A 25,161-nucleotide genomic window follows, 5' to 3' on the forward strand; every position below is an offset into this window, starting at 1 on the left:
CCCTTATAATAATTGTGTTATCTTTGAAGGAAAAATTGACGAGCATTATAGTAGCTAATGTTCTCCGCCAATCGTCCAATATGGTCCATATCATAGGGAACCCGTCCCTGTTCAACCCATTCACCTATCAGATTGCATAGTATACGGCGGAAATATTCATGACGGGCATACGAGAGAAAACTTCGGGAATCCGTAAGCATGCCGATGAAACGGCTAAGCAGGCCTACATTCGCCAAATCCTTCATCTGCTTTTCCATTCCATCAATATGATCGTTAAACCACCATCCAGAGCCAAACTGAATTTTTCCCGGAATCCCTTCCTCATAATAATTCCCCATCATACCAGCCAGAACGGCGTTATCTTTGGGGTTCAGATTAAATAGCACGGTTCTCGGAAGAGCATTCTCTCGGTCAAGTGCATCCAGGTAACGGGAAAGCCCCTCTGCAAAGTTAGCCTCACCAATGGAATCAAAGCCTGCGTCCGCGCCGAGAAGCGTTTTCATTTTTGTATTGTTGTTTCTCATGGCTCCCATGTGAAGCTGCATGACCCACTTTTTCTCAGCATACAATTTACCTAATTCTTTGAGAAGATAAGAACGGTAGGTCGATATTTCCTCCTCATTAAGCGGTTGTTCACCACACAACCTTTTGCTGAAAACCTGCTGCGCTGCTTCTTGAGATACTTCAATAAAATGAAGCTTCTGGATATCGTGGTCCGAAGCGCGCCCCCCAAGTTCATGGAAATAATCTATCCGCTGTTTCAAGGCAGCTATAAGATCCTCAACATGTTTTATTTTATATCCAGTGATGGAATGCAAACGATCTATCCAGGATACGAATGCCGGATCATCAATATTAAGCGCTTTGTCTGGACGAAAGGTGGGAGCGATAACGGACTTGAAAGATGGATCTTCGTTCAAAAGTTTATGGTATTCTAGTTGGGACAGCGGATCATCCGTTGTGCCAATGAACTTTACATTCGCTTTTTCTATAAAAGCTTTTGGCGTAAAATGTGACTGCTTAAGCTTTTCATTGCATTCTTCCCAAATTTCGCGGGCGGTAGCTGGGCCTAACACCTTCTCAATACCAAAAAACCTTCTCAACTCCAGATGGGTCCAGTGATACATTGGGTTACCGATTAAATGGGGGACTGTCTCCGCCCATGCCTGGAATTTCTCCCAATCCTCCGCCTCTCCAGAAATGTACCTTTCTCCGATTCCATTCATTCTCATAGCTCGCCACTTATAATGATCTCCCCCCAGCCATAACTGAGTGATACTGGTGTATGTTTTGTTTTCCCAAATTTCTTTAGGATCCAAGTGACAATGAAAATCGAAAATCGGCAGGTGCTTCACTTTGCTTTCAAACAAATCGATAGCTGTTTCTGTATTCAAAAGGAAATCCGACTCCATAAATGATTTCAAGTTCCACCTCTCCTTGCGCTGAATTTCATCCTGTGTAACCCCTTACAAAATTAATTAGTTTATTAAACAAATTAATGATAAGATCACATTATCAAGTTATTTCTCCCATGTCAATCTTATATTTCATAGGACAAGTTTTTAAATGCTTTAAATGTTATACTGAGAAATAGAATATGTATATCGTTTACAAATTGGAGGCTTTAGATGATTACAGGCGATGCTTCTTACATAAAGAAAATTAACCGATCACTTATCATAAGAGAAATTGTAAAGGAAGGAATGATCTCAAGAGCAGACCTTTCAAAACTGACAGCTTTAACGCGTGCTACGATATCCGTACAGGTTTCCGATTTGTTAGAAGAAGAACTTGTTGTGGAAAAACAGCTAGAACATAATTCGGTTGGTCGGAGACCGATTATGCTTTCGATTAACGCAAAGGCTGGATATACATTAGGGATTGATCTGGATGCAGGGCATATTTCTTTTCTTGTAACCGATCTGTTAGGCAATTCACTGTCATCTGCGACCATACATGTTGAATCTAACAGTTATAATGAAATTCTATCTCTTCTGACCCAGCAAATTGCGGAGTATATTACCAAATACTCCGATAACCGGTACGGAATTGTAGGTATCGTTATTGCAGTTCACGGCCTGGTCTCTTCGAATGAAGAAATTCATTATATCCCTCGTCTGGGCTGGAGCAGCGTATCGTTAAAAACCGATTTGGAAAAGGCCGTTGGTATTCAGATTCATATCGAAAACAATGCAAACCTAAGCTCTTTTGCTGAAAGTGTATTTTGGCATCATGAAACAGACAGTCTTCTTTCCCTCACACTCTATTCAGGCATCGGACTTGGAATGATCATAAACAACAAATTTTATCGTGGCCATGATGGATTTGCCGGTGAGATAGGCCACATGATCGTTGCGCCGGATGGCAGACCTTGTGAATGCGGCAATAAAGGTTGCTGGGAAAAGTACGCTTCGGAGGCCTCTGTGCTGTCCACTTTGGCAAAGCAAAAGAAGCTGCCTCATGTTACTTATGAGCAAGTTCGTGACTGGATTAATAGCGAGGATGAAGAGGTTCTGGAAACGATGGAGCAATTTATTAATTATCTCTCTATCGGGATTAACAACATAATCAATATTTTCAATCCTGAGACGATCCTTGTAGATAGCGAGCTTTTGCGTATTTATCCGGACTCCATTGACAAAATTAAGCAGAAGCTGACCTCAAAAACAAGCCATTATAAAAACCTGCTCATTTCCTCTATTGGAGAGAAATCCACCATTCTCGGCGCATGCGCATTGGCTATTCAATATTTTCTTGATGTGCCTGTATTAAACTTGTCTCATAATTTTGAAAAATCATCTACCGAGCCTACAAAAAAATAGGAATTTCTATTTGAAGAAGCATAAAACAACCTTTGCCAACTTTTAGTGCCAGCAAAGGTTGTTTGTCATAGGCTGTTACTTCAGATCAACTTCCCATTTTCCTTCTCAATTCATATGTGACATATATTCAAACGCTGTTGTTCCATATACACTTTTAAAGTGTTTATTTAAATGGGTTAAATCAACAAAACCGCATGCAGCTACTGCTGAATATATATCTCTATTTTTTTCGATTAAAAGCTTTGCACGTTCGATTTTGCAGTTAAGAAAGTATTGGTAGGGTGAAATTCCAGTATGAGCCTTGAATAACCGGATAAACTGAAATTTCGATAAATGAATCTCTTTACAGATCTCATCAAGCTTAAGTACATGTTCCAAGTTGGCATGAAGCATATCCTTTGCTGTTCTAATTAGTGCGTTATCTTTCTTGTCGTCTATAGAATGACTGGTCTGAATAAGGCTATCCGTGAAGGATAAAAACAATTCGCAACACAACGCTTCATCTTTTTCGCTCAATATGGCATGAGAAAGACTTAATATTCGTTGTTCAAGTTCACGATCATACACAATAGGAGTTGAAAAACGTACGATATCCTTTTTCTCTATAGCCTCTAAAAGCAATTTGGGCTCAATATATAGCATGACATAATCAAGGCCAGCCTTATCATGTGCCATTCCGTCATGGACTTGTTCCGGATTAAAAAGCATAATTCCATTTTGATAGGATAATTGTAAACTACCATTCAAATTATACTGTTGAATACCGCGCAATGTTACGCCTATTGCATACTCCTTATGAGCGTGCCTTTTATACTTAAATTCAGTCATACTTGCTGACAACGCAGTAACACCTGCCGATTTTTTATAGACAAACTTGTCCATTTCAAACACCTCTACATAAGGTTACACTACATCCAGATCATGATGGCAGCATAAGCTAAAAATATGGTCATCATTACATTAACAATCTTACTATGCTTCTGTAAAAATTCCTTGAAGACTGTACCGAAAAGAACCCATGTCACAAATGCTAAAAATCCAATAAGAGTTATAGCGACAATACTTATCGTCACCGCAGGTATTGCGATATAGTGAGGCATAATAAAACTAGGAATTACAGTCATTGTAAATAGTACTACCTTTGGATTTAAAAACTGCATCAAGAAGCCTGACATAAAGGTAGCCGTTTGGTTTACGGTTGGATTGGATGTATCCATTTTGTAAACTTGATATGCAAGATAGAACATATAACAGCTTCCGATTATCTGCATCACAATTAAAATTTTCGGTATGATCGTTACAAGCATAGTATTCAATATAGCAGAAATAACAAGTAATAAACCAAAAGCAATCGTTGCTCCATACGTATATTTCATTGCCTTTTTTGCACCAAAATTATGCACTGTGGATAATATGACGATATTGGTAGGACCCGGTGTAAAAGTGGCAATCATACAGTAAATCAAAAAAGATGTAATATCCATGAGAATGCTCCTTTCAAGCTCTTCTCATATCCTACATCTTAAAGTGAAATGTCATATAGTATATTATTGCAGTATCTCCAACTGTACTTACACAACAAAATAGTTCAAACCATGATAAACATGATTTGAACTATGCTTTTACTCATTTTGAAGACTGGCCTTGCAAATAAGAAACAGGCTCTTTAACCTCTACTTTGGTGCCGCCAAATTCATCTTTAATGTATTTTTGAGTATCCTCGTTATGGTAGAGGGCTGCTAATTTTTGCAGTCCTTTGTCATTTTCCTTATCGGATGTAGTAACCAGGACATTAATATTGTTTTTGGTTGACTGACTGATCTCTTCGTGGAACAAGGAATCCTTCAGCACATTCAGGCCACCCTCTAAAGCAATCGTATTCCCGATCAATACCAAGCCTACATCTTGAATGACACGTGGTCCTGTTTTATCGTCGATCAACTCGAATTTCAGGTGTTTGGGATTGCTGGTAATATCATTGACTGTACCCAAAGCATCATTAAAGTCAGCTTTAAGCTTAATTAGACCAGATGCCTCCAACAGCTTCAAGCCCCTTGCTGTATTGGCCGGGTTATCTGCCAAAGCCACCACAGCCCCGTCGGTCACTTCATCAATGCTTTTAAATTTTTGTGAATAAATTCCCATAGGCTCCAGATAGGTTGTGGCTATAGCTTTCAAATCGGCTTTGCTCTCTTTGTTGTAGCTCACCAGATACGCCCACGATTGGAATGCATTCACGTCCACATCACCATCTCTGGTCGCATTGTTCGTTTCGATTCCACCGTTAATATCTTTCACCTGGATGTCCAGCTTGGCATCCTTGGCTGCCTGAGAATCAGCAATATGTCTCCAAATCTGGGCGTCAGAGCCCATGGAGCCGATGACTACTTTTTGCGTTTCCGAGCCGGAAGCGGAGCTGGAGCCATTACTTTCAGTGCTTTTATTACCGCATCCTGCGGCTACCAATAATAAACTAATTCCTAATAGTACAGCGAATGATTTCTTCATCTATATTTCCCCCAAATCATGCTAGTATGCTAGTGCATCGTCATTCCGCCTGTAACATTGATCGCTTGTCCTGTCATATATGCGGAGAGCGGACTTGCCAGAAACAGCACCACATTGGCGATATCCTCCACCTCGGCCGTTCTCCCCAAAGGTACCTGCGAACAATCTTCCTCGTATATTTCTTGAGCAGTCATTCCGCGAATGATGCCCCCTTCAATCCGTTCACGCTGTTTCATCGGTGTTTCTACAATACCGGGACATACCGCGTTGACCAAAATGTTATGCGCAGCAAGCTCAATGGCCATCACCTTGGTCAAGCCGAGAACCGCATGCTTGGAGGCACAATATCCACCCATGGCCCGATAACCATTTTTTCCAGCCTGCGAGGCAATCTGAATAATTCGTCCTGGCTTATGTGCATCCACCATTTCTTTGGCAAAACGTTTGGACGCTACATACAATCCGGTTGAATTGATCGAAAATACTTTTTCCCAATCGGCTAATTTGGAGTCAATGACATAATCCATCGTAGAAGTGCCTGCGCAGTTCACCAATATATCAGGAACTCCCGCTTCGTTGAGCAGTACATTGCACCATCTGTCGATATCATCTGGCCTGGAAATATCCAAATGCGTTTCAACCAACTGCGGCTGGACTACTCTATACGGATCATCATAAGAAATATCAGCAGAAATCACTTTTGCTCCGCTTTGAATGAAAAGCTCGACAATCCCCTTGCCTATACCTGACTTGCCGCCTGTCACTACCGCTGTCTGATTAGATAAGTCAATCGAAATCATGGATTTTAAAATACTCTTTCAAAAGGATCGCGGCTAATGCCAGCCTCCAATACAATCTTCACATATTCCTGCGCTGAAAAAAGAGAGTGGTCCCTGTAATTTCCGCATTCCAAGGCAGTAACCGCCGGAACCTCAGTCGTTTCCAGAATTCGTTTCAAGGTTTTTTCCAGCGCAAGTGCAATTTCCTCAGGCTCATGCTCATTCCATAAAATCAGGTAGAATCCCGTTCTGCAGCCCATCGGAGAAATATCGATAATCCCTTTAATTTCATCTCGTAGATACGTCGCTAATAAGTGCTCCAACGTATGTACAGCGGCTGTTGGAAGTGCATCTTCATTCGGCTGCAAAAATCTCAAATCATACTTTTGAACCGTGCTTCCTTTTTCGTCGTGTTCTACTCCAGCCGCTCTTACATAAGGGGCTTTTACAATCGTGTGATCTAGTTGAAAGCTTTCTACTTTTGCCATTGTTCTCATCCTCATTTTCTATAATTTATATTTAATAATCTAAAGAAGCTAATCTGAAGTTTCTCTATTTTTCTAAAAATAAAATGCTGCAAATCAACATTTTTGTAATTATACATCGGATTACTCGGCTTTACCACCCTAAATAATTGTTTTTTCCTCCTGACCTGCTTTGCCTGCGGGTTTTGACATAGTGTACAATATATAAGGTAGTGCCTATATACGAAATAGATCGAGGACATCGTAAGCCTCATTGAGGAGAATGCCCTGTGAATGAACCGGATTGGAAGCACTTGAATGCTGTCCCTTTGCCCCTACAGGAATTTCAGCTGCAGCTGGATCAGAACAATGTGAACACCAAGCAATTGGAGGAGTGGAGAAAAATTCCTGTCCTGTATCAGTTGGCTTTGGAGGAATTAAAGAACAAAATTAAGCTGATTCAAACCGAATGGAAGCTGTTGGACGGTTTTAGCCCGATTGAGCATATTAAAACCCGTATCAAAGAGCCACGCAGCATTGTGGAAAAGGTTCGGCGCAAAGGGTATGAAGTTACCCTGGATAATATACTGCGTGAAATTCATGACATCGCAGGAATGCGAGTGGTATGCGCTTTTGTCAAAGATATTTACCGTCTGATGGATCACCTCCGTACACGAGAAGACATTCGTATCCTGGAGATCAAGGACTATATTGCCCATCCCAAGCCCAACGGATATCAGAGCCTGCATGTCATTGTGGAGATTCCGCTCATCCTGTTTGAAGGCACACGCTGGATCAAGGTTGAAATTCAGCTGCGCACACTGGCTATGGATTTTTGGGCCAGCATGGAGCATATTCTGTACTATAAGTTCGATAAGAAAGTACCTGAGCATGTCGTTAGCGGATTATCCGAGGCTGCACGTGCCACTTATGAGCTGGATCAGAAAATGTTGAAGCTGCGGAGCGAAATATTATCGCTGAGCGAGGAGCAGGATCTAGAAGAATCCTCCGAGCAGCCAACTGCTGCGGAACCTTCTTCGAAGACACTTTCCCTTGCCACGGATCACGCTGAATCCCGACCACAGACCTGCTAGACATTCATGTAGATGATCACTTGAACATGAGGCTGAGGCATCAACAGCCTTGGTTCAGCTTTACACTTGCTAATTATGCATTCTGTAATATAAATAAAGAGCACTTAAAACCACATTCAACGCGGTTTTGAGTGCTCTTTTGTTCTAGATTCTTTTATCTTGCTCTAACTTCTTTTATTCAGAACTTACTGCTTCTCGCGAATCTCTGTGCTGATTTTCTCAACGATATCCGCAATGCTGAGTGATCCCAGATCACCTTCGCCCCGTTTGCGAACCGCTACAGTACCGGTTGTTTTTTCATTCTCCCCGATGACGAACATATATGGAACCTTCTCCAATTGCGCTTCACGGATTTTATAACCCAGCTTCTCATTGCGAGTATCCACTTCGACACGCAGACCTGCTTGCAGCAGCGCTTCCTGTACCTGATTGGCAGTCTCGATATAGTTTTCGGATACAGGCAGCAGCTTCGCATGGACAGGCGCCAGCCACAATGGGAACGCACCTGTAAAATGCTCGGTCAGGATGCCCATAAAACGGTCGATTGATCCATAAATGGCACGGTGAATAACAACTGGACGGTGCTTCTGGTTATCCTCGCCCACATAAGTGAGGTCAAATTTCTCAGGCATTTGGAAGTCCAATTGGATCGTTCCGCACTGCCAGCTGCGTTTGAGCGCATCGAGAATGTGGAAATCGATTTTCGGACCATAAAACGCGCCATCGCCCGCATTGATACGATAGCTGATGCCCAGGTGATCCAGTACGTTTTGCAGAGCTTGCTCCGCTTGATCCCACAGCGCTGGCTCGCCCATAAAGTCATCCGGGCGTGTAGACAGCTCCACCGTAAAGTCAAAGCCAAACACACTATACATTTCGTTAATCAGCTTGATTACGTCGGTAATCTCCTGCTCAATTTGACCTGGTGTTACAAAAATATGTGCGTCATCCTGACAGAATGTACGAACACGCATCATACCGTTCAACGCACCGGACAGTTCATGACGATGCACTTGTCCAAATTCCGATATGCGAATCGGCAGATCGCGGTAAGAATGAAGCTCATTTTTGAACACAAGCATATGTCCCGGGCAGTTCATCGGTTTCAAAGCAAATGTAGTTTCATCTACTTCGGAGAAGTACATATTTTCTTTGTAATGCTCATAGTGTCCCGATTGCTCCCATAGACGATTGTTCATCATCAGCGGTGTACGTACTTCTTCGTAGCCATGCAGGCGTTGAATTTCACGGGAGTAATCCTCCAGCGCAGTACGGACAACCATACCTTTAGGCAGGTAGAACGGCATACCCGGTGCTTCTTCGGAGAACATGAACAGCTCCAGCTCTTTACCCAGCTTGCGGTGGTCGCGTTTTTTCGCTTCCTCCAGCAGGTGCAGATGCTCATCCAGTTGCGCTTTTTTCGGGAACGCAGTTCCGTAGATACGCTGCAGCATCTTGTTGTTGGAATCGCCTCTCCAGTATGCACCCGCTACACTCAGCAGTTTAAAAGCTTTGATACGGCCGGTAGATGGCAAATGCGGGCCACGACACAGGTCAAAAAATTCACCCTGATCATAGATCGTAATTTCCGCATCCTCCGGCAAATCACGGATCAATTCCAGCTTCAATGGATCTTCCAGCTCTCCAAAAATACGAGTTGCTTCCTCACGGCTGACAGCGCGACGTGTAATCGGCAGATTTTCCTGAGTGATCTTGGCCATTTCCTTCTCGATCTTCGCCAGATCGTCAACGGACAACGGGGTTTCAATATCAATGTCGTAGTAAAAGCCACTTTCAATGACCGGGCCAATACCGAGCTTCACGTTTTTCTCACCATAAATGCGTTTGAGAGCTTGTGCCAGCAAATGTGCTGTACTGTGACGATAAATTTCCAGACCGTCCCCACTGTCCAGCGTAATAATTTCAAGGTCAACGTTCTGATCCAAAACGGTGTTCAGATCTACAGCCTTCCCGTTCACTTTACCTGCTACTGCGTTCTTTTTCAGACCGGAGCTGATCGAACCCGCTACATCGGCAATCGTTACACCTTGCTCGTACTCGCGTACAGCTCCATCCGGCAATTTCACTTGAATACTCACGATTAAAGCCTCCATTCTTATTGTGTGCTATAGCTATATATCAAAATTGAACGCAAAAAAACGCCTCTCTCCCTCAAGGGACGAGTGCGTTCAGCTCGTGGTTCCACCCTAGTTCGGCCCGCTCCTGTGCATACATGCACAACATACGTGACCCTCCATTGGTATCCGTTAACGGGGATAAGTCGGTGGGCGCTTACTGATGCTCGCTGTCACATTGCACAGCTGCACGTTCAACGTCACGGCTACAAAGGGGTAACTTCACATGTGGATGCCGGAAAAGCTCTCAGCCTTGGCTTTTCTCTCTGAACGGTCCTTCAAGGAAATCATGTCTTTGGTCAATGCCTTGAGTATTACTATATGCTACAGCATTATAGATGAAATTTGCAGCTATTTCAAGAGGGGGTTTGTGTAAGTGTGCCTCCACGCTGTGACATTACATTCCATGAACCCTTCCCTGCGGAAATTCGAACAAATTCCCCCGTTAGACAGGTAATATTACAAAGTTGTGAGATAATGTATTTTTTTCATTCTATAAATGCGCTTTAATAGTATTGTAACTGTACTTATTAGCAATCCAAGTAAATATGAGAGGGGAATGAAGAGGCTAACAAATTTAATAAAAGGAGGAAATGAAAATGAAGAAGAACACCCATATGATTTGCAGCTTCATGCTCGTACTGGCTCTACTGGTAGGTTTATTTCCAGTGATGCCTGTGCCTGTTCATGCGGCGGGCGGCTATTCCGGAGCGCCGCAAAAATTATCCGTACCTCCATTAGCATTTGATGAATCAAAAATTGTACTTACCTGGGAAAAGCCGGACGACTATTACACAAGTGCAGTAAAAATCGTGGACTATGAGGTATTCCGGGATGGAGTCAGTCTCGGTCTTGCAAGCGATAATTTTAAAGAGAATTACTCCTATGTTAATGCGTATATGGACGCATTTTACGGGAAATTAAGCGCACAGCATCATCGGGTCAGTATTCTTTCCTTTACGGCGACCGGTCTAGCACCGAAGACGAATTATGAGTTTAAGGTGCGGGCCGTTTACGCCGACAAGACAACGTCTGCTTTTAGCGCGCCGCTTATCTTTTCAACCGCGGCTACACCTATCGTTATAGACGCCGCCAACTATGGCGCAAGCTATATTACCTCTATTTCTGGCGTCAATGCCGACTATAAAATTCGGCGCGCAAACAACAATGCAACGGTTATAAAGAAAATCGAAGACAACACCGCCGCGATACAGGCTGCGATCGACGCCACCCCTTCAGGCGGCAAGGTTGTATTGAAGGGAAGCGGAGACAATGCGGCGCCTCGGTATTATACAAGCGGCGCATTGTTTCTGCACAGCAATATGACCTTCGAAATTGAAAAAGGGGCTGTGCTTCTCAGTTCTCCTGTTTTTGACCACTACTCGCGCAGCCTTCTGGTTTATCCTTATTCACAGGATATCCGGACATATGGCCTGTTGAATGCTGTAACCTGGGACTATGGTTCCTTGGAGAACATCCGCATCGTCGGCAAGGGCGCAATAGACGGCAACGGATGGAAGAATACCGCCGGAAGCGGCTTACAGACCAAAACGGCGAATGATCCATCTCCCGGTTTCGCAGATCCAACCGGAAATGGCTGGAGTTTGCCGAACTACCAGGAAGGCAACAACACCAATGTTGATAATAATAGCGAAACTGATTCCGCCTCGGTAAGAGGCATTCTCGCGGCTGATGCGATGTGGCAGTCTCGTCAGGATCAAACACCGAATGCCGGTACCGCCCAATTCTACAATGCCCGCCCCAACCTGACGGTAGCGCGCGGTGTGCATGGCCTGTATTACGAAGGGCTGACCTTCTATAATCCGGCATTCCACGGAATCGTCAGCTATCAGTCCGAGCAGATTGCTGTGAACGGCGTTTCTGTGATGAGTTTCGACGCCAACAACGGCGACGGTGTCGAGTTTGGTGACTGCCTTGATCTTATGGTCATGAACAGCTTTTGGGATACCGGCGACGACGCCATCAACTTTGCAGCCGGTCAGGGCACGGTCGTACGCAATTTGGCTAACAAAGTGGCAAGCGGAGAGGGCCGCGTTGTCAATAACTTTGTGCGCAATGGCCATGGCGGCCTGTTGGCGATGGGTAGCCATACCGGCGGTTGGATGGGCGATATGGTCGCGGAAGAGAATGTCTATAATACGAGCGAAACAGGAAGCAAAGGCGTCTTGCGTATAAAGTCTGGCGCTACCACCGGCGGCGGCATCCGCAATATTGCAGTGCGTGATAATGCGGTCAATTATACTGCCGCTACTGAAAACAGTACGATTGTAATTGACACATCCTACAGCGACGGCAACGCCAGCACAGCTTTCGGTCCGGAAAGCGAGCAGCCGCTGACTTTCGAAAACATTCTGGTACGCAATATGACGGTATCAAACACTACCATACCGCTGATTAGCGCGGCGGCACCCGGCAGCTCCGGCTATGCTAAAAGCCCGGTGCTGCGCAATTTCAAGTTCGAGGATATCAAGATCCTAAATTATTCAGGATCAACTGGCGGTACGATTGCGATAAATGGCTTGTCGGATGTTACCTTCCGCAACATTACAGGTCTTCAAAATGCCATTACCACCACAAACAGCAAAAACGTCACGATCGAGAATGTCGACAAGACCACCGACCGCAAGCCGGATGCGCTGAATGCGAGTGGCGCACTAACCGTGATGGTCAATACTAATAATATCACTTTAACTTGGCCCGCCATCGGTAATGCGACGCAGTACGTTGTGTTGGTTGATATGCTGGATGGCCATGGCTATCAGCAAAACAAGATTGTAGCGAGTACGGGATCGGGTCCGCAGTCCACGGTAATCGCGCTCCGACCGAGCACCTCTTACAAAGTTGCGGTCCGACCGGAGACGATAGGTACAAACGCTTCCTATGGGAAACTGCTGGAGGCGCCGGTAACCACGGGTGCTGCAACGCTTGGTGGATCCACGATTTCGACTGCTTCGCCGAATTTTAGAGTCAGAGCTGCAGACATCACGGGCATTTCCTGGCAGGATTTCGCTTGGAATACCGTTACCGATGCTGTCTACGGCGTGCATTATTATGAGCTAACGGCAACGCCGAAAAACCCTAAATATGCTACCAAAAAATACAAAGCCTATTTTGACACCTCCACCCGGAAAGGTTATTCGCTGTGGGGGCTGGATGATGGCGTGACCTATGATGTTACGATGAAAGCCATCAACTGGGTTGGACAGGAAGGGCCTCAGTGGGGTCCGGTTACGATCACTACCGTTCCCGGCACTTTAATGCAGATTCCAAAGTGGGCTCCTGACAGCAAGCTTACCGTCAGCGGCGGCAAGTGGATTGGGCAAGATATGACCATCACATGGAACGAAAAAGACGTAACGGATTATTCCAATGGCGATACCGCACGATTTGCCGGCTACCGCATCTTGGTTAACGGCGTACCTGTGGACGGGGGGGCAGTTCAAGCAAACGCAAAACCAACCGTTCAACCGGGGCAACATACTTATGTGCTTTCCACTGTCGGATTTCTTCCCAACACTCCTTATACAATCTCGGTAGAAGCGGGAAGCGAGATTCTGAAATATGCGTCCGGCGCAGGCGGACTTAGCGGCTCCACAGGTTTTACCGGTACAAAAAATACCACCCTTCCTCGGAACCAGGTGACCTTTGGAAAATGGACCGGGCACGGGCCGAGCGTAACGCGCACATTATTATCGGGGCCAGCTACTGATGCAAGTGTTACAAGGTAGCTGTCGCTGGAGTAACGGTCACCTCTTGCGAGCAAACCGGAGTTTGCTAACAGGCGGCGGATTGTGGATTTGCTGAGCCGCGGTTCGCCTCCATTAATCCAATCTACAAGACTTGCAGCTTAAAGATTGGTACTGAGATCCGGAAAGCAGTTATTGCAGAGTATTCTCTGTCATAGCTGCTTTTTCTTTTTACTGCTCTGCCCCAAGCTAGTTCTCTTCTTCTCTTTATTCGTCGGGCTCTGCACTAATTCTTTGCAATAAATCGATGAGAAGATCTTCTTCCTCGTCAGATAAATTGCGGACAAGACCGACATTGAGCTCATCCAGGATTCCTTGCAGGACAGGAGAAAATTCTAATGCCTTGGCCGTTGGGGACAAAAGATGGGAACGGCGGTCATTCGGGTCCGTTCGCCGCTCAATGTAGCCGGATTCCTCCAAGTGCCTCACCGAACGTGCTGTGGTTGCCTTGTCAAATTTAAGTTCATTCGTCAATTGTTCCTGTGTAATGCCCGGACGCTGCAGAATAAGCTTTAAAAAGCTGTGCTGGCCGCCACTGCCGATTCCGTACGGAACCAATTTTTTGGACAATATTTTTTGATTTCGGCGCTGTAGGTGGGAAATCAACTTTCCAATCGGTTCTTTTCTCATCAAATACACCTCATCGGCTTACAAATTTCGAATCCGCAGATGGGACAAAGCCAAGTTTACAATAATATTGTTGCGCACGCAACTAATTTGCTGTAAACTAGAAACGTCAATTAGTTGCGAGCGCAACTAAATAGTAATGCTCAACGATGAAGAGGTGCTAAACATGAATTCAACCGCTACAACCACAGCAACATATCAGGAAAATAGCGAAATCCAAAAGAAACGTTGGATGATTTTGATTGTATTGAATCTGTTTACGTTTATGTCTACGCTGGATGGAAGCATCGTCAATATTGCTCTCCCCGTGTTGTCACGCACGTTACATTTACCCGTAGCCCAGATTGAATGGGTGACAACCGCCTATTTGATGGCTATATGTACAGCCATTTTATTTTTTGGCAAGCTCGGAGATATGATCGGTAAAATCAAAATATTCAAGATCGGTACGATCGTGTTCATTCTCGGCTCACTGTTGTGTGGTCTTAGTTCTTCGCTGCCCATGCTTCTGATCTCACGTATCATTCAGGCGATTGGGGCCTCCATGACCATGGCCAACAGCCAAGGGATCGTGACGGATATCTTTCCGTCCTATGAACGAGGCAAAGCGCTGGGCTTAATCGGAACCTTCGTATCCCTGGGCAGCATTGCCGGACCGAGCTTGGGTGGCATTATTGTCTCCTCGCTGGGCTGGCAGTACATTTTCTGGGTCAATGTGCCGATAGGATTGGTGGCTGTCCTTCTGGGCTGGAAGCTTCTGCCGAAGGACCTGATCAAGGTAAAAGGCAAGATCGACGTTCCCGGCAGCTTGATGTTTGCTGTTTTTATTCTCGCTTTATTCGCCGGATTGCTGCTGGGGCAGCAGGTCGGATATGGAGACAACCGTATTATCGCTTCGCTGGTGGTCGCTGTGATTGCTTTTGTCGTGTTCATTCGCTTGGAAATTCGCCGTCCACAGCCGCTATTACAGCTTGGTCTATTCAAAAATCCGTTGTTTTCGCTCAGTATATTGTGCGCTTTTCTCGTCTTCGTCGCTAACTTCTGCTTTAACATCATTTCGCCCTTTTATGCGCAGAATATGCTGAATTTGTCGCCTTTTTATGCCGGGTTCCTGCTGATGCTGTTTCCTATCTCCATGGTTATCGTGGCCCCCCTCAGTGGTGCGCTTTCCGATAAAATCGGGTCTGAACTGCTCACATTTGCCGGGCTTGTGGTCATGGCAATTGCCCAGATTGGCTTGGCCCGACTCCATGCAGGCAGTCCCGTTCCGTTCGTAGGTCTGTGGATCGCCATGCTGGGCATCGGCAGTGGTCTATTCCAATCGCCCAACAATTCGTTGATTATGTCCAAGGTCCCTCGTACACAGCTCGGCTCAGCCGGAAGTGTCAACTCGCTGGTACGTAACGTTGGTATGGTGGTGGGAATCACTTTGGCCACGTCCATCCTGTTTTATATCATGAGCAAAGAGGCTGGTTATCGCGTAACCGGATTAATTCCGGGTCACCCGGAGATCTTTCTGGCCGGGATGCATGTGGTTTTCATGACTTCCGCGTCCATCTGTCTCGTGGGAGCCCTGCTGACATGCTGGCGGTTGATCGGGGCTAAACGGGCAAAGGTACAGGAGGGAAAATAATAAGAATGCTAGTCTCCTACACTTCCACTAAACGCCCGTTCTCTCTCCAGGATTGCAGTATTTTTTCAAGGACCCACTGGTTTTTGTACCCGTCCTCGAACAATGGGGCACGATCCACGGACTCTCCCCTTGCCAGCTTCACGAAGTCTTCATAGGCCGTGTGGTCATAGATTGCAGGGACAGCCCAAGTCTCGTATTCGGCATCCGGATGCTCGGGGTCACGCAGCACAATGCGGATATTTTCCCGGTTGTTGAGACTGGCGTGCAGCGCACCCAGTTCGCCGTAGATATCCACTTCGATATCGTGACGTTTGCCAATGGCATTTTTGTGGGTGATGAATGTACCAACCGTGTTATCGCCCACAATCCCATGAAAGGAAGCGAAGTCTTCCACATCCACCTTTACAGGCAAACCTGTGGCCAGATCGGGACGCTCGGGTGTAATCGTATGCAGCAGCGCTGCGACACTTTTAAATTCACCTACCAGAAAACGAGCCAGGTCAATAATATGTGAGGCTGTATCGCCCACAACCCCGGAGCCTGCCTTGGCTGAATTATGGCGCCATGTATACGGATGTTGACGATAGGGTGAGAATGCATCCATCAGATACCGGAATTGAATGTTATAGATGTTGCCCAGCTTGTGTTCATCCAGCAATTGCTTGGCATATTGGAAGGCAGCGCCGTAACGATGCTTATAATGAACCAGAAAAGGCACCGGATTCGCTGTATACAGCTTTTTCAATTGATCTGCTTCCTGCCACGTGAGTGTCAACGGTTTTTCCGCCAGGATGGCTTTGTGTTCTTCCAGCGCAATCCGAATAATGTCAAAATGCACATCGTTGGGTGTCAGCGACAGAATCGCATCCACCTCCGGGTCACGGATTAAGGCTTCATAATGGGGATATTGCTTGGCAGCAGGAAGTTGCAATTGCTTACCCAGCAGCTGAAGGCGATTGGAGTCCACATCACTGATGGCTGCAATAGAAACTCCCGAGATCGTATATAATGATCTAATGTGATATTCAGCGATCAGGCCAAGGCCGATGACACCTATGCGAATGAGTTTGGTTGGGGAGATGGAGGTATTCATGTTATCTGGATTCCCTTCTCTGCAATTTGGCTTTATGCCTGCAGCAAATTTCCTTTTTGCTATGCAGTATCACCCGTAGCCTTGCAGAATAGTCCCTGCAGAAGCGACAGATATCTATAAAAATAAAAAAATCTGCAATTCCGCTGTCCGGTTTTGCAGATCCTTTTATACCTTCTCTATACCAATTCTCTATACCGATTCTCTGTACCGATCTCTATACAGGGCTACATCAAAAATGTGCCTACCACAAAAGACACCCCGACGATGATCGAGCGCAGCAGTTGCGCCAGAGCCACATTGCCTTTGGCAATTTCCTCGCACACTTTGGTACGCGGGGTCAACAGATCAAAAATAATATAGACCAGACACAGCACCACTATGCCTACGGCTGACCAAATCAGCATATCGAGCCATGAGTGGCTGCTGTATGACACCATGCCCACGATAATACACAGTCCCAGCAGCTTTGCCCCCATATAGATGCCTGCCGCCTCATTGCCGCGTGCAATTTCTTGATTATCGTTATAACGCGTCAGCAAGCTGAACACAAAATAACCTACGATTAAGATGGCAAACAGGATAAGCAGGCCGATGCCTACATTGCCCAATGCGTTGCCTAAGCTGATATGTGAGTCCAATCTTCTTCCTCCTTATAGATACTTAACCATATGGATACTTAATATTATGGATATTTAATCCTGGAGACACTTAAGCATATGCATACTTAACACTATAAATAGCTATGTTCAAATACTTATTAATCACGTGAAAAGGCTAAGAACGCCCAGATGACTCATGAGATGCGGTCGGTACGGCGGCTGCGCAATAATAGGCCATATCGCCGGTAACCTTTTCCCCGATCCGTGGCAGGATGCCCGCAAACCTTCCGCCGATGACGAATACGCCTGTCAGCACGTAGCCATGGTATAGCCCTTCTTCAGTCTGCACCTCTGCGCTCTGCATAGGCCATAGTCGCTGATAAATCTTGGGTTGGCCTTCGTAATAAGCGGCAATATGTGCGGCCTCCTCCTGCTCAGGCGTTAGCGGGGCATCTGCTTCATTAGGGTCGTCAGAGTCGTTAGATGGGGCAAGCTTCGCCCATTGTTCCGTGAGAGCTGGTTCCGTCAGAGCTGGAACTTCCAGCTTATTTTCGGTATCGGCAGGCTCAATCAGATGCGTCCCTTTTCCTTCCCGGCCCCATATGCCTTTGGCCACATAAGGCTCTTTATTTTGCACAAACACCGTGGGTTCAAAATACGTGGGCAGCAGGTAGGTTCGTATCACCTCCAGCTCCCGATCGTCAAACAAACGAAAGCCACAGAACTCTGGTGTCTGCTCATTGCGCTCATACAGCGACCATACAGTTGCGGTGAACCCCTTGCTTTGGGTAATCATATGCTGCGGCGGATTGATTAATCCTATTTTACCGTCCGCTACCATATCCATTAAGGCTTGTCCCACCTCTAGCCCCGTGTCTTCTTCCCGGTCATTAATCAAATATTCCAGCGGATACAGACGATAAAGGATATGTATTGGTTCTCCCCGGTGATACAATCCTTCGCCCGGTATAATTTCCAATTCTTCCAAAGGCGCATAAACCACTTCAAACCCGGCTTGTTCACACAAGCGCATGATATATTTCGTGTTTGTCTGATCCTCGATATGCCAGTCATAGCAAGTAAAATACACTTTTGTGCCTAATCCCCTGCGGCTATAAAAATGAATCAAATCAGTCATCGCACACCGAATCGCTTCATCCATTCCAGAAGACGGTCCCACTAGGACAGTATCTTCCCGTGATCCTCCGTCCTCATTCAGTATCTCCAGCAGCTTCCCTTCGAGATAGGCTGCCTCGGGGATTCCAGTCGGGGTGTCCGTATTGTTCTCAATACACTTGATACCCGCTTCTCCTACAATCCAATCCTGTCGGGTAATTCCATCCGGCGCGGCCTCCATGCGCGCAGCACGCAGCAAGCCCGGATGGATACCCAATCGTTCCACCAGATACTCATCCGGCATATAACGCTGAACGAAGTGCTGAACCTTGCGATAAATGCTATGTACCGCCTCAGCCGCAGCCTGAAGCTCTGTCAATTCGGTTTCCTCATACATCGTTAATGCGGGCACACAATAGGATTTACCGTACATGCGATGGTACGGAATCCTTCGGCTGATTTCACCGTTAAAAAGCTCGTCATGATCATAGGGCAGTTGCCGAATGGTACGCATACTCATCTTAACCTCCAGAGAAAAAGCCGCTACGCGAGCCGCTGCTGCCAAAGCCGCTGTGTGAGCCGGAAGATGAAGATGAGCTCTTGCGATAAGAGCTTGAAGAAGAACGACTGCTATTATAGGAGGAGCCTCCACTTCCACTATACCCACTATAATAGGTCGAGCCGCCATAGTAATATCCGCTGCTGCCTGCATCCCGACACGCTGTTTGCTCCGATACAGGAAGCTCATCACAGTCATAATACTCGTCGTCACCACAGCCCGTCAGGGCGGCTGGCACAGCCAGCATCAGAGCAAAGGCCGCCATCCGTGTACGAGAGCCGGGCTTGGATTTGATGTTCTCCCAAGAGTGCTCCATCACAGATCGACCTCCTTCACAAACAGATGTACCTTTTTCAGCTGCGGGTCCAGCACTGAATAAATAAATTCATATGTTGTGCCATTCAGCACCGTAAAGTGGTCCAATAGACGCTGGGCTAGCTCCAACGTAAATACCGATCCTTCCCGGTGCTCCATACTACGGAACGCAGGCTCATGCCATACCCAGTAAACTGCGCTGAACGTGGAGGTGTAACTCCCCTCACTTGCCAGCACGAGGTCCGTAATCGACGCACCGTAAGGCTTTGCACGTTCCCCTGTAAACTCGGTCACATAGACGGAATGCTCTGTGTAATCCTCACTTTCATTCGAGGTATGCGCCCATAGTTTGTCATGGAGACGCGTGGCGTCTACAAGCTTGCGCAAAAACAGCTCATCTCCTGATACGGATTCCCGTGTCAGGCTGCGCAGTTCCTTTTGTGTCTCTTCTGACCATTCCCGGTACGTTAATGAATAATAAATGATGATTCCCTTCCCTTCCTGTACGCTTCTGTCGTCATTCACTATACGAGATTCTACCTTGGAAAGGTTCAATTTGGAAGAAAAATATGTAAAAAAGCCGCAATCCCACAGGATTACGGCTTTCTTTATTTTTTGGCTGCTACAGTTTGATATTCTTATCGTCGAAATATTCCTCCAACGTCAGCCCTTGCTTGGCTACATCCTCCGCAATGTCTTTTCCCACATAACGGATATGCCAAGGCTCGTACACATAGCCAGTGATATCTTGCTTGTCTTTCATATAACGAATAATAAATCCATATTCCGGCGCATGCTTCTCCAGCCATTCGCCTTCCTTGGAAGCCCCAAAGGATTGCTCCAGCACATTGCCTACGCTCGGGCTGGATACGTCAATCGCCAACCCCGTCTGATGCTCACTCGTGCCCGGAACGGCGCTGACCTGAGAGGCATATGCCTCTCCCTTGGTCTTTACGTTGTTGTTGAAAATAGAAACCTGGCGCTTATAGGAACGGTATCCCGATACTGCACGCAGCTCTATACCGTCCTTCTTGGCACCGTCGAATAATTTCTCCAAGGCCTCTGCCGCTTCCTTGCGCATATGCCGTTTCTCATGCGGCCCGTCGAAAGAAAAAGGCACCTGCGGCTCTACCAGATCGTCTGGAGCATAGCCCTCAGGCAAACTGCGCTGTTTGTTAACAACGACCGTGTCAGACGTCGCATTGGTAACAATCGCGGTTCCACCCTCTTCCTTAACCGTGGCCTGCAGCGCACTCTGGCTTCGCAGTACCATCACAGAGTCAGCCTGTCCGCTTTCTGTACCTGCGGAAGCTTGTCCCGTGCCAGCGCTGCTGTTGTCCGCCTCCGGCTGGGTGAAAGGTTGTGCATTTTCCTGTACCGTAGTAGATGACTTCAACGGCTCGCTTTCCTGTCCACCTGAGCCTCCCTGCTGACAAGCCGCCAGCAGGAGTCCCGGCAGGATCAGCCCCGGAATGAGCGCCTTCGTCCAGCGCTGAGGGGGGCGAGTTTGTTGCATATGTCGTTTCATGCTGGTATCTCCTCCAATATCGCAATTGATGCATGACTTGCTATCACTTTCCGTTCCCCTATTGTAACCGAACTTTCGACACTCTTCGAAGCCGTTATCCAGTTCAATGCAGGTGAATAGGCCCGAAAAAGGAAGTATAGACCCGAATTGTTACGGAGTATGACGTTTTTGCGGGATTGCGGCCCGGGCGCGCTCAGCTACACGCTCACGTATGAGCTTCAATGCCTCTTTCGCGCGGGGTAATCCCGGCAGCAAAGCCGTAATATCCGCTTCATTCTTTGAAGCAAGCTTCTGCGGCAGACGAATCTCAATCGCATGAAAACCCGCACCAGGGCGGTGCAATGCTCCCTCGGCGGCAGATTCAGCAATCCATTCGCTAATCGCCGCCGATCCGCTGCGTCCGCCCTCTGACCGCGAGCTTGGCTCAAGTACGGGGGATGTCCCTCGCACATGGGACAGCTCTCCGGCCCAAGCGCTGAATACGTACTCCAGCAGCTCTTCCCGCGTCATTCCGATCAGCTCCAGGCAGAAGTGTGGCTCGCTTTTCAATCCGGCCTGCAGAGCTTTCTTTACATCGTCAGCTGTATCCATGCCATCCTTCAGGCTGGAAACGGCTGTTCCGGCTGCTGCCTGCACGACATCTTCCAGTGAGAGACAGGCCTCCCCCTGCAAGAAACGGTATATGTCCCATGGCTCCGCTTTGAGCTGCTCCAGCCATGCCGTCCGCTGTTCCGGGTTCAGTACAGGTACGGAACCCGTCCAACGGGCAGCTACAGCCGCCGAGCTGCCTTCCGTCCCGTCCACGTCTACTTCTGCTACCCATTGACTGTCAGCTACTTTCAGCTTCACTCGCGGCCTTGTCATCGCCTTCATCCTTTCTTTACTTAATCAATCCATACATCGTTTTGCAGCGCGATTAGACCACGCAGTTCATCGTCGGACATTTCGGTCAGCCAGTGTTCACCAGAGCCTACAACCTGCTCGGAAAGCGCCCTTTTGCTCTCAATCAATTCGTCAATCCGTTCCTCCAGCGTTCCTTGGCAAATCAGCTTATGCACCTGTACATTGCGGCTTTGGCCGATACGGAATACCCGGTCTGTCGCCTGATTTTCCACCGCGGGATTCCACCAGCGATCATAGTGGATAACATGGCTGGCACGCGTCAGATTCAGACCTACACCGCCTGCGCGCAGGGAAAGCACAAATATATCCGGGCCTTCTCCCTTTTGAAAGTTATGAACAATTTCGTCCCGTCTGGTTTTCGCCAGTCCTCCATGCAGAAAATACGGCTCTTCGCCAAAGATTTTGGCCAAACGCGATACTAGCAATTCTCCCATCGACACATATTGGGTGAAAATCAGCGCCGATTCACCATTTTCGCGAATGGTCTCCACCAATTCCAGCAGTCGCTCCATTTTGCCCGAGTTTTCGGTTTTACCGGCATCAGCCCGTCCCGGGACGATCAGACCCGGATGGTCACAAATTTGCTTCAGCTTGGTCAGCGAAGACAAAACAAGCCCCTTGCGGGCCATGCCGATCTGCCCCTCCAGTGTTCCCAGCAACTGATCCACCACACCGCGATACAATCCGGCCTGCTCCGGTGTCAGTACGCAATAGGACTTCAACTCTAACTTCTCCGGCAGATCCTTGCGTATATCCGGGTCGCTTTTGAGTCGACGCAGCATGAACGGGGAGACAAGCCGATGCAGCTCACGCAGCGCAGACCCGCGTTCCTCTCCTGTAGTACTCCCCGGAGTACTGTACCGCTGACGAAACGAAGACGCTGTACCGAGATAGCCTGGATTCAGGAATTGGAAAATAGACCACAGCTCGCTTAACCGATTCTCTACCGGAGTACCCGTCATGGCGATCCGGTGCGGTGCAGACAGCTTCATCACACTTTGAGCCTGCTTGGTTCGTGCATTTTTGATATATTGCGCCTCATCCAGTACGATGGAGGACCAATAGACCGCAGATAAATCACTGCCGTCCCGGCCCGCCAGATGATAGGTGGTGAGGACGATATCATACTCGCGTACACTTTCCTGAAACGACTCTCCGTGGAGTCGCTGGTTACCATGATGAATATACAGCGACAAATCCGGTGAAAAACGCTTCAGCTCCCGCTGCCAGTTGCCAAGCAGAGACGTCGGACAAATGATCAACGCCGGGCTCTGATCCACAGCGCCAATCCCCCCATCGAGCAGGCAGGTGATGACCTGAATCGTCTTGCCAAGCCCCATGTCGTCGGCAAGGCAGACGCCAAAGCCCAAACCGCGCATCGCAGCCAGCCATTGAAAGCCGCGCTCCTGATAGGGCCGTAATGCGCCGTGCAGCGTCTCCGGCACAGGTCGCGGCTCCACGGAACGGAGCACGCCGCCCTCAGCCAAAGACGCCAGCAATCCGACGGATTCTGCGCCGAATATGGACAGACCTTTCCATGAGGCCTCGCCTGCGCCTTCATTTTCCGCGGCCAGATGCATCCATTCGGACAAGGTCATTTCGCCGTCTTCCCCGCGCTTGATAAAGCGCAGCACCTGACGGATTTCCTTGGGATCGACCTCGATCCATTCCCCTCCGAGACGTACATACGGCAAATTCGCCGCGACAATGCTTTCCAATTCCTCCATCGTCAAGGTCGTATCGCCCAGCACAGCCTCGGCATCAAAGGAAATCATGCGGTTAATGCCGACCGACGACGTATCGGTGATCACGCCATCCGGCTTTGCGCCCCGCTCCGTCGAACGCATTTTGAGTCGCAAGCCTGCACGTCTCCGGCCTTCCCGGCTCCAGCGTGAAGGCATTTGCACCGTGATGCCGTTCTTTTGCAGAGCGGGTACAGCTTCCGTCAGGAAGCGGAAGAACATCTCGGGCTCCAGTATGAGCCCTTCGGGATAAGGACGATTCAACGCTTCCAGCAGTATAGGTGCCGCATCAGCCGCCTGCCCGAGCCGCATCAACAGCTGTGCCTGCACTTGGCGATATACGATTCCACGGCGAATCAAATCACGTTCAGGATGCGCCCACAGCGTCAGAGCAGGCAGTCGCAGGCCCGGCTCAGCATCGCTTTCCACCCAAAAGGTGATGCGCCATTCCTTCACATTCTCCTCCAGGGCAGGCTCCAAACGAAGGCACAAACGCAGCTGTCCTTCTATCGGTTCCTGCTCCTCCCGCTCCGTGACAGGCATCGCGCTTCCCTCAAGAGAGGACGCTTGAAGAACCAGCTCCTCCATCTCGACAGGCGTTCCCTGAATTGCAACCTGGCGTGAGCCTGTCAGCAGACTGTTCCACCACAGCTCCGCCAGCGGCGATCCTCCGCGCCGATATTCGGCGCGATATCTGCCCAGCTCACGCTCCGAGGCAGCCAGCACCGCGGTCGTTTCCGCATGGACGACCGCGCGCAGGAAGGAATATAGCACGATTCCAGCTGCATCCTCTCGTGTTTCCGGCTCCTTGCCCGCGAAGACAGCGGGAGCTGCCATACAGACAGCTGGCATCGCAGCAGCCAGCTCATGAAAGCGGCGGATGTCCTCCTCCTGGCGCAGCCGAGGAATCCACACCCCGACCGCCGCCTCCGGGCCACGACGGCGTGGTCCAGAGGGACGCGCCTCTGTAAGCGATGGCACGATTTCGCCCCGCTGCATCAGCTCCAACGCAAAATAGGCGGCCTTTTGCCAATATTGCATTTCCTCGCCCAGTGCAATGCCTGACGCGGCGCAGCCCTTCTCGTCCATGCGGGTCAGCAAAGCCATCGTCTCGCGCGGTTCCAGCGCCAAGCCCTCCAGCGTGCGCCCCAGCATGGAGCGTCTTTTGCCGCCTCTGCCTGCAGTCTCCACACGAGCAGTGTTCGGTATCCGTACCTCGGCAAGACGCAACGCAGCCTGCCGAAACGGCCGGAGGTCTCCCTTCAGCGTCAGCCTGCGGATTACACTGCTCCACGCATCTATACGTGGTTCTGAGGTCTCGCCAGAAAAGCAAAAAAACACATCTCCGAGCCATATTCCATAAAGCGGTTGATTCATATCTGTCTCCCGTCCAGCCTTTTGAATTATTACTCTTCATCATATACGAAAATCGACTCTTTTCAAAACTTTATCGCAAAAATAAATACGGGAGGCCATC

Annotated in this window: 20 protein-coding genes; 4 read left to right on the forward strand and 16 right to left on the reverse strand. The window is 48.0% G+C overall.

Annotated elements, in window-relative coordinates:
* Positions 1-17: 17 nt before the first annotated feature.
* Positions 18-1,424, reverse strand: a complete 1,407-nt coding sequence (gene uxaC, locus B4V02_RS22290; RefSeq protein ID WP_094156456.1) for a glucuronate isomerase — start codon at positions 1,422-1,424, stop codon at positions 18-20.
* Positions 1,425-1,628: 204 nt separating this feature from the next.
* Between uxaC and B4V02_RS22295 the strand changes: the two genes are divergently transcribed.
* Positions 1,629-2,822, forward strand: a complete 1,194-nt coding sequence (locus B4V02_RS22295; RefSeq protein WP_094156457.1) for an ROK family protein — start codon at positions 1,629-1,631, stop codon at positions 2,820-2,822.
* 105 nt (positions 2,823-2,927) lie between these two features.
* On the opposite strand, the gene B4V02_RS22300 is transcribed toward B4V02_RS22295, so the two are convergent.
* From B4V02_RS22300 to B4V02_RS22320, 5 genes are all read right to left on the reverse strand, one after another.
* Complete coding sequence (locus B4V02_RS22300) at positions 2,928-3,704, reverse strand: AraC family transcriptional regulator (RefSeq protein WP_094156458.1); 777 nt, start codon at positions 3,702-3,704, stop codon at positions 2,928-2,930.
* Positions 3,705-3,730: 26 nt separating this feature from the next.
* Entirely contained in the window at positions 3,731-4,306 is a 576-nt protein-coding gene (locus B4V02_RS22305) for a LysE family translocator (RefSeq protein ID WP_094156459.1), read from the reverse strand.
* Between the two features lie 142 nt (positions 4,307-4,448).
* Complete coding sequence (locus B4V02_RS22310; RefSeq protein WP_094156460.1) at positions 4,449-5,330, reverse strand: MetQ/NlpA family ABC transporter substrate-binding protein; 882 nt, start codon at positions 5,328-5,330, stop codon at positions 4,449-4,451.
* A gap of 29 nt (positions 5,331-5,359) precedes the next feature.
* Complete coding sequence (locus tag B4V02_RS22315) at positions 5,360-6,130, reverse strand: SDR family NAD(P)-dependent oxidoreductase (protein ID WP_094156461.1); 771 nt, start codon at positions 6,128-6,130, stop codon at positions 5,360-5,362.
* A gap of 5 nt (positions 6,131-6,135) precedes the next feature.
* Positions 6,136-6,597, reverse strand: coding sequence for an S-ribosylhomocysteine lyase (locus B4V02_RS22320; protein WP_094156462.1), 462 nt, complete (start codon positions 6,595-6,597; stop codon positions 6,136-6,138).
* A gap of 266 nt (positions 6,598-6,863) precedes the next feature.
* Here B4V02_RS22320 and B4V02_RS22325 point away from each other — a divergent pair, with 266 nt between their 5' ends.
* Positions 6,864-7,667 carry a GTP pyrophosphokinase gene (locus B4V02_RS22325; RefSeq protein WP_094156463.1) on the forward strand — a complete coding sequence of 268 codons (804 nt, stop codon included), beginning with the start codon at positions 6,864-6,866 and terminating at the stop codon, positions 7,665-7,667.
* A 185-nt stretch (positions 7,668-7,852) separates the two neighbouring features.
* Here the strand turns inward: B4V02_RS22325 and thrS are convergent, their stop codons facing one another.
* A complete protein-coding gene (gene thrS / locus B4V02_RS22330; protein WP_094156464.1) occupies positions 7,853-9,766 on the reverse strand; it encodes a threonine--tRNA ligase in 1,914 nt (637 codons plus the stop codon).
* Positions 9,767-10,401: 635 nt separating this feature from the next.
* Between thrS and B4V02_RS22335 the strand changes: the two genes are divergently transcribed.
* Positions 10,402-13,551 carry a fibronectin type III domain-containing protein gene (locus B4V02_RS22335; protein ID WP_157739768.1) on the forward strand — a complete coding sequence of 1,050 codons (3,150 nt, stop codon included), beginning with the start codon at positions 10,402-10,404 and terminating at the stop codon, positions 13,549-13,551.
* Between the two features lie 225 nt (positions 13,552-13,776).
* Here B4V02_RS22335 and B4V02_RS22340 read toward each other — a convergent pair whose 3' ends face one another.
* Positions 13,777-14,199: a MarR family winged helix-turn-helix transcriptional regulator gene (locus B4V02_RS22340; protein ID WP_094156466.1), complete on the reverse strand. Its 423-nt coding sequence runs from the start codon at positions 14,197-14,199 to the stop codon at positions 13,777-13,779.
* 163 nt (positions 14,200-14,362) lie between these two features.
* Here B4V02_RS22340 and B4V02_RS22345 point away from each other — a divergent pair, with 163 nt between their 5' ends.
* Positions 14,363-15,829: an MFS transporter gene (locus B4V02_RS22345; RefSeq protein ID WP_094156467.1), complete on the forward strand. Its 1,467-nt coding sequence runs from the start codon at positions 14,363-14,365 to the stop codon at positions 15,827-15,829.
* 16 nt (positions 15,830-15,845) lie between these two features.
* Here B4V02_RS22345 and B4V02_RS22350 read toward each other — a convergent pair whose 3' ends face one another.
* From B4V02_RS22350 to B4V02_RS22385, 8 genes are all read right to left on the reverse strand, one after another.
* Complete coding sequence (locus B4V02_RS22350) at positions 15,846-16,922, reverse strand: Gfo/Idh/MocA family protein (protein WP_094156468.1); 1,077 nt, start codon at positions 16,920-16,922, stop codon at positions 15,846-15,848.
* A gap of 224 nt (positions 16,923-17,146) precedes the next feature.
* Positions 17,147-17,560 (reverse strand): DUF350 domain-containing protein, encoded by a 414-nt coding sequence (locus B4V02_RS22355; protein WP_068504204.1) that lies wholly within the window; start codon positions 17,558-17,560, stop codon positions 17,147-17,149.
* 136 nt (positions 17,561-17,696) lie between these two features.
* Positions 17,697-19,157, reverse strand: a complete 1,461-nt coding sequence (locus B4V02_RS22360; protein ID WP_094156469.1) for a glutathionylspermidine synthase family protein — start codon at positions 19,155-19,157, stop codon at positions 17,697-17,699.
* Between the two features lies 1 nt (position 19,158).
* Complete coding sequence (locus B4V02_RS22365) at positions 19,159-19,512, reverse strand: hypothetical protein (RefSeq protein WP_094156470.1); 354 nt, start codon at positions 19,510-19,512, stop codon at positions 19,159-19,161.
* On the reverse strand, positions 19,512-20,036 hold the full coding sequence (locus tag B4V02_RS26825; protein WP_244188385.1) for a hypothetical protein: 525 nt from the start codon (positions 20,034-20,036) through the stop codon (positions 19,512-19,514). The genes B4V02_RS22365 and B4V02_RS26825 overlap by 1 nt, the downstream gene beginning before the upstream one ends.
* Before the next feature lie 97 nt (positions 20,037-20,133).
* A complete protein-coding gene (locus B4V02_RS22375; protein ID WP_094156471.1) occupies positions 20,134-21,039 on the reverse strand; it encodes a M15 family metallopeptidase in 906 nt (301 codons plus the stop codon).
* Positions 21,040-21,189: 150 nt separating this feature from the next.
* On the reverse strand, positions 21,190-21,903 hold the full coding sequence (locus tag B4V02_RS22380; RefSeq protein ID WP_094156472.1) for a phosphoribosylglycinamide synthetase: 714 nt from the start codon (positions 21,901-21,903) through the stop codon (positions 21,190-21,192).
* A gap of 20 nt (positions 21,904-21,923) precedes the next feature.
* On the reverse strand, positions 21,924-25,061 hold the full coding sequence (locus B4V02_RS22385) for a DEAD/DEAH box helicase (protein WP_094156473.1): 3,138 nt from the start codon (positions 25,059-25,061) through the stop codon (positions 21,924-21,926).
* Between the last annotated feature and the right edge of the window lie 100 nt (positions 25,062-25,161).

This window comes from Paenibacillus kribbensis (genome assembly GCF_002240415.1).
GTDB lineage: Bacteria > Bacillota > Bacilli > Paenibacillales > Paenibacillaceae > Paenibacillus > Paenibacillus kribbensis.

Bases quoted from the DNA above. Each gene is read 5' to 3' on its own strand.
- B4V02_RS22380 (WP_094156472.1), bottom strand. From the start codon at position 21,903: ATGACAAGGCCGCGAGTGAAGCTGAAAGTAGCTGACAGTCAATGGGTA.
- B4V02_RS22345 (WP_094156467.1), top strand. From the start codon at position 14,363: ATGAATTCAACCGCTACAACCACAGCAACATATCAGGAAAATAGCGAA.
- B4V02_RS22340 (WP_094156466.1), bottom strand. From the start codon at position 14,199: ATGAGAAAAGAACCGATTGGAAAGTTGATTTCCCACCTACAGCGCCGA.
- B4V02_RS22360 (WP_094156469.1), bottom strand. From the start codon at position 19,157: ATGAGTATGCGTACCATTCGGCAACTGCCCTATGATCATGACGAGCTT.
- B4V02_RS22365 (WP_094156470.1), bottom strand. From the start codon at position 19,512: ATGGAGCACTCTTGGGAGAACATCAAATCCAAGCCCGGCTCTCGTACA.
- B4V02_RS22375 (WP_094156471.1), bottom strand. From the start codon at position 21,039: ATGAAACGACATATGCAACAAACTCGCCCCCCTCAGCGCTGGACGAAG.
- B4V02_RS22315 (WP_094156461.1), bottom strand. From the start codon at position 6,130: ATGATTTCGATTGACTTATCTAATCAGACAGCGGTAGTGACAGGCGGC.
- B4V02_RS22350 (WP_094156468.1), bottom strand. From the start codon at position 16,922: ATGAATACCTCCATCTCCCCAACCAAACTCATTCGCATAGGTGTCATC.
- B4V02_RS22310 (WP_094156460.1), bottom strand. From the start codon at position 5,330: ATGAAGAAATCATTCGCTGTACTATTAGGAATTAGTTTATTATTGGTA.
- B4V02_RS22335 (WP_157739768.1), top strand. From the start codon at position 10,402: ATGAAGAAGAACACCCATATGATTTGCAGCTTCATGCTCGTACTGGCT.
- B4V02_RS22295 (WP_094156457.1), top strand. From the start codon at position 1,629: ATGATTACAGGCGATGCTTCTTACATAAAGAAAATTAACCGATCACTT.
- B4V02_RS22385 (WP_094156473.1), bottom strand. From the start codon at position 25,061: ATGAATCAACCGCTTTATGGAATATGGCTCGGAGATGTGTTTTTTTGC.
- B4V02_RS22320 (WP_094156462.1), bottom strand. From the start codon at position 6,597: ATGGCAAAAGTAGAAAGCTTTCAACTAGATCACACGATTGTAAAAGCC.
- B4V02_RS22305 (WP_094156459.1), bottom strand. From the start codon at position 4,306: ATGGATATTACATCTTTTTTGATTTACTGTATGATTGCCACTTTTACA.
- B4V02_RS22300 (WP_094156458.1), bottom strand. From the start codon at position 3,704: ATGGACAAGTTTGTCTATAAAAAATCGGCAGGTGTTACTGCGTTGTCA.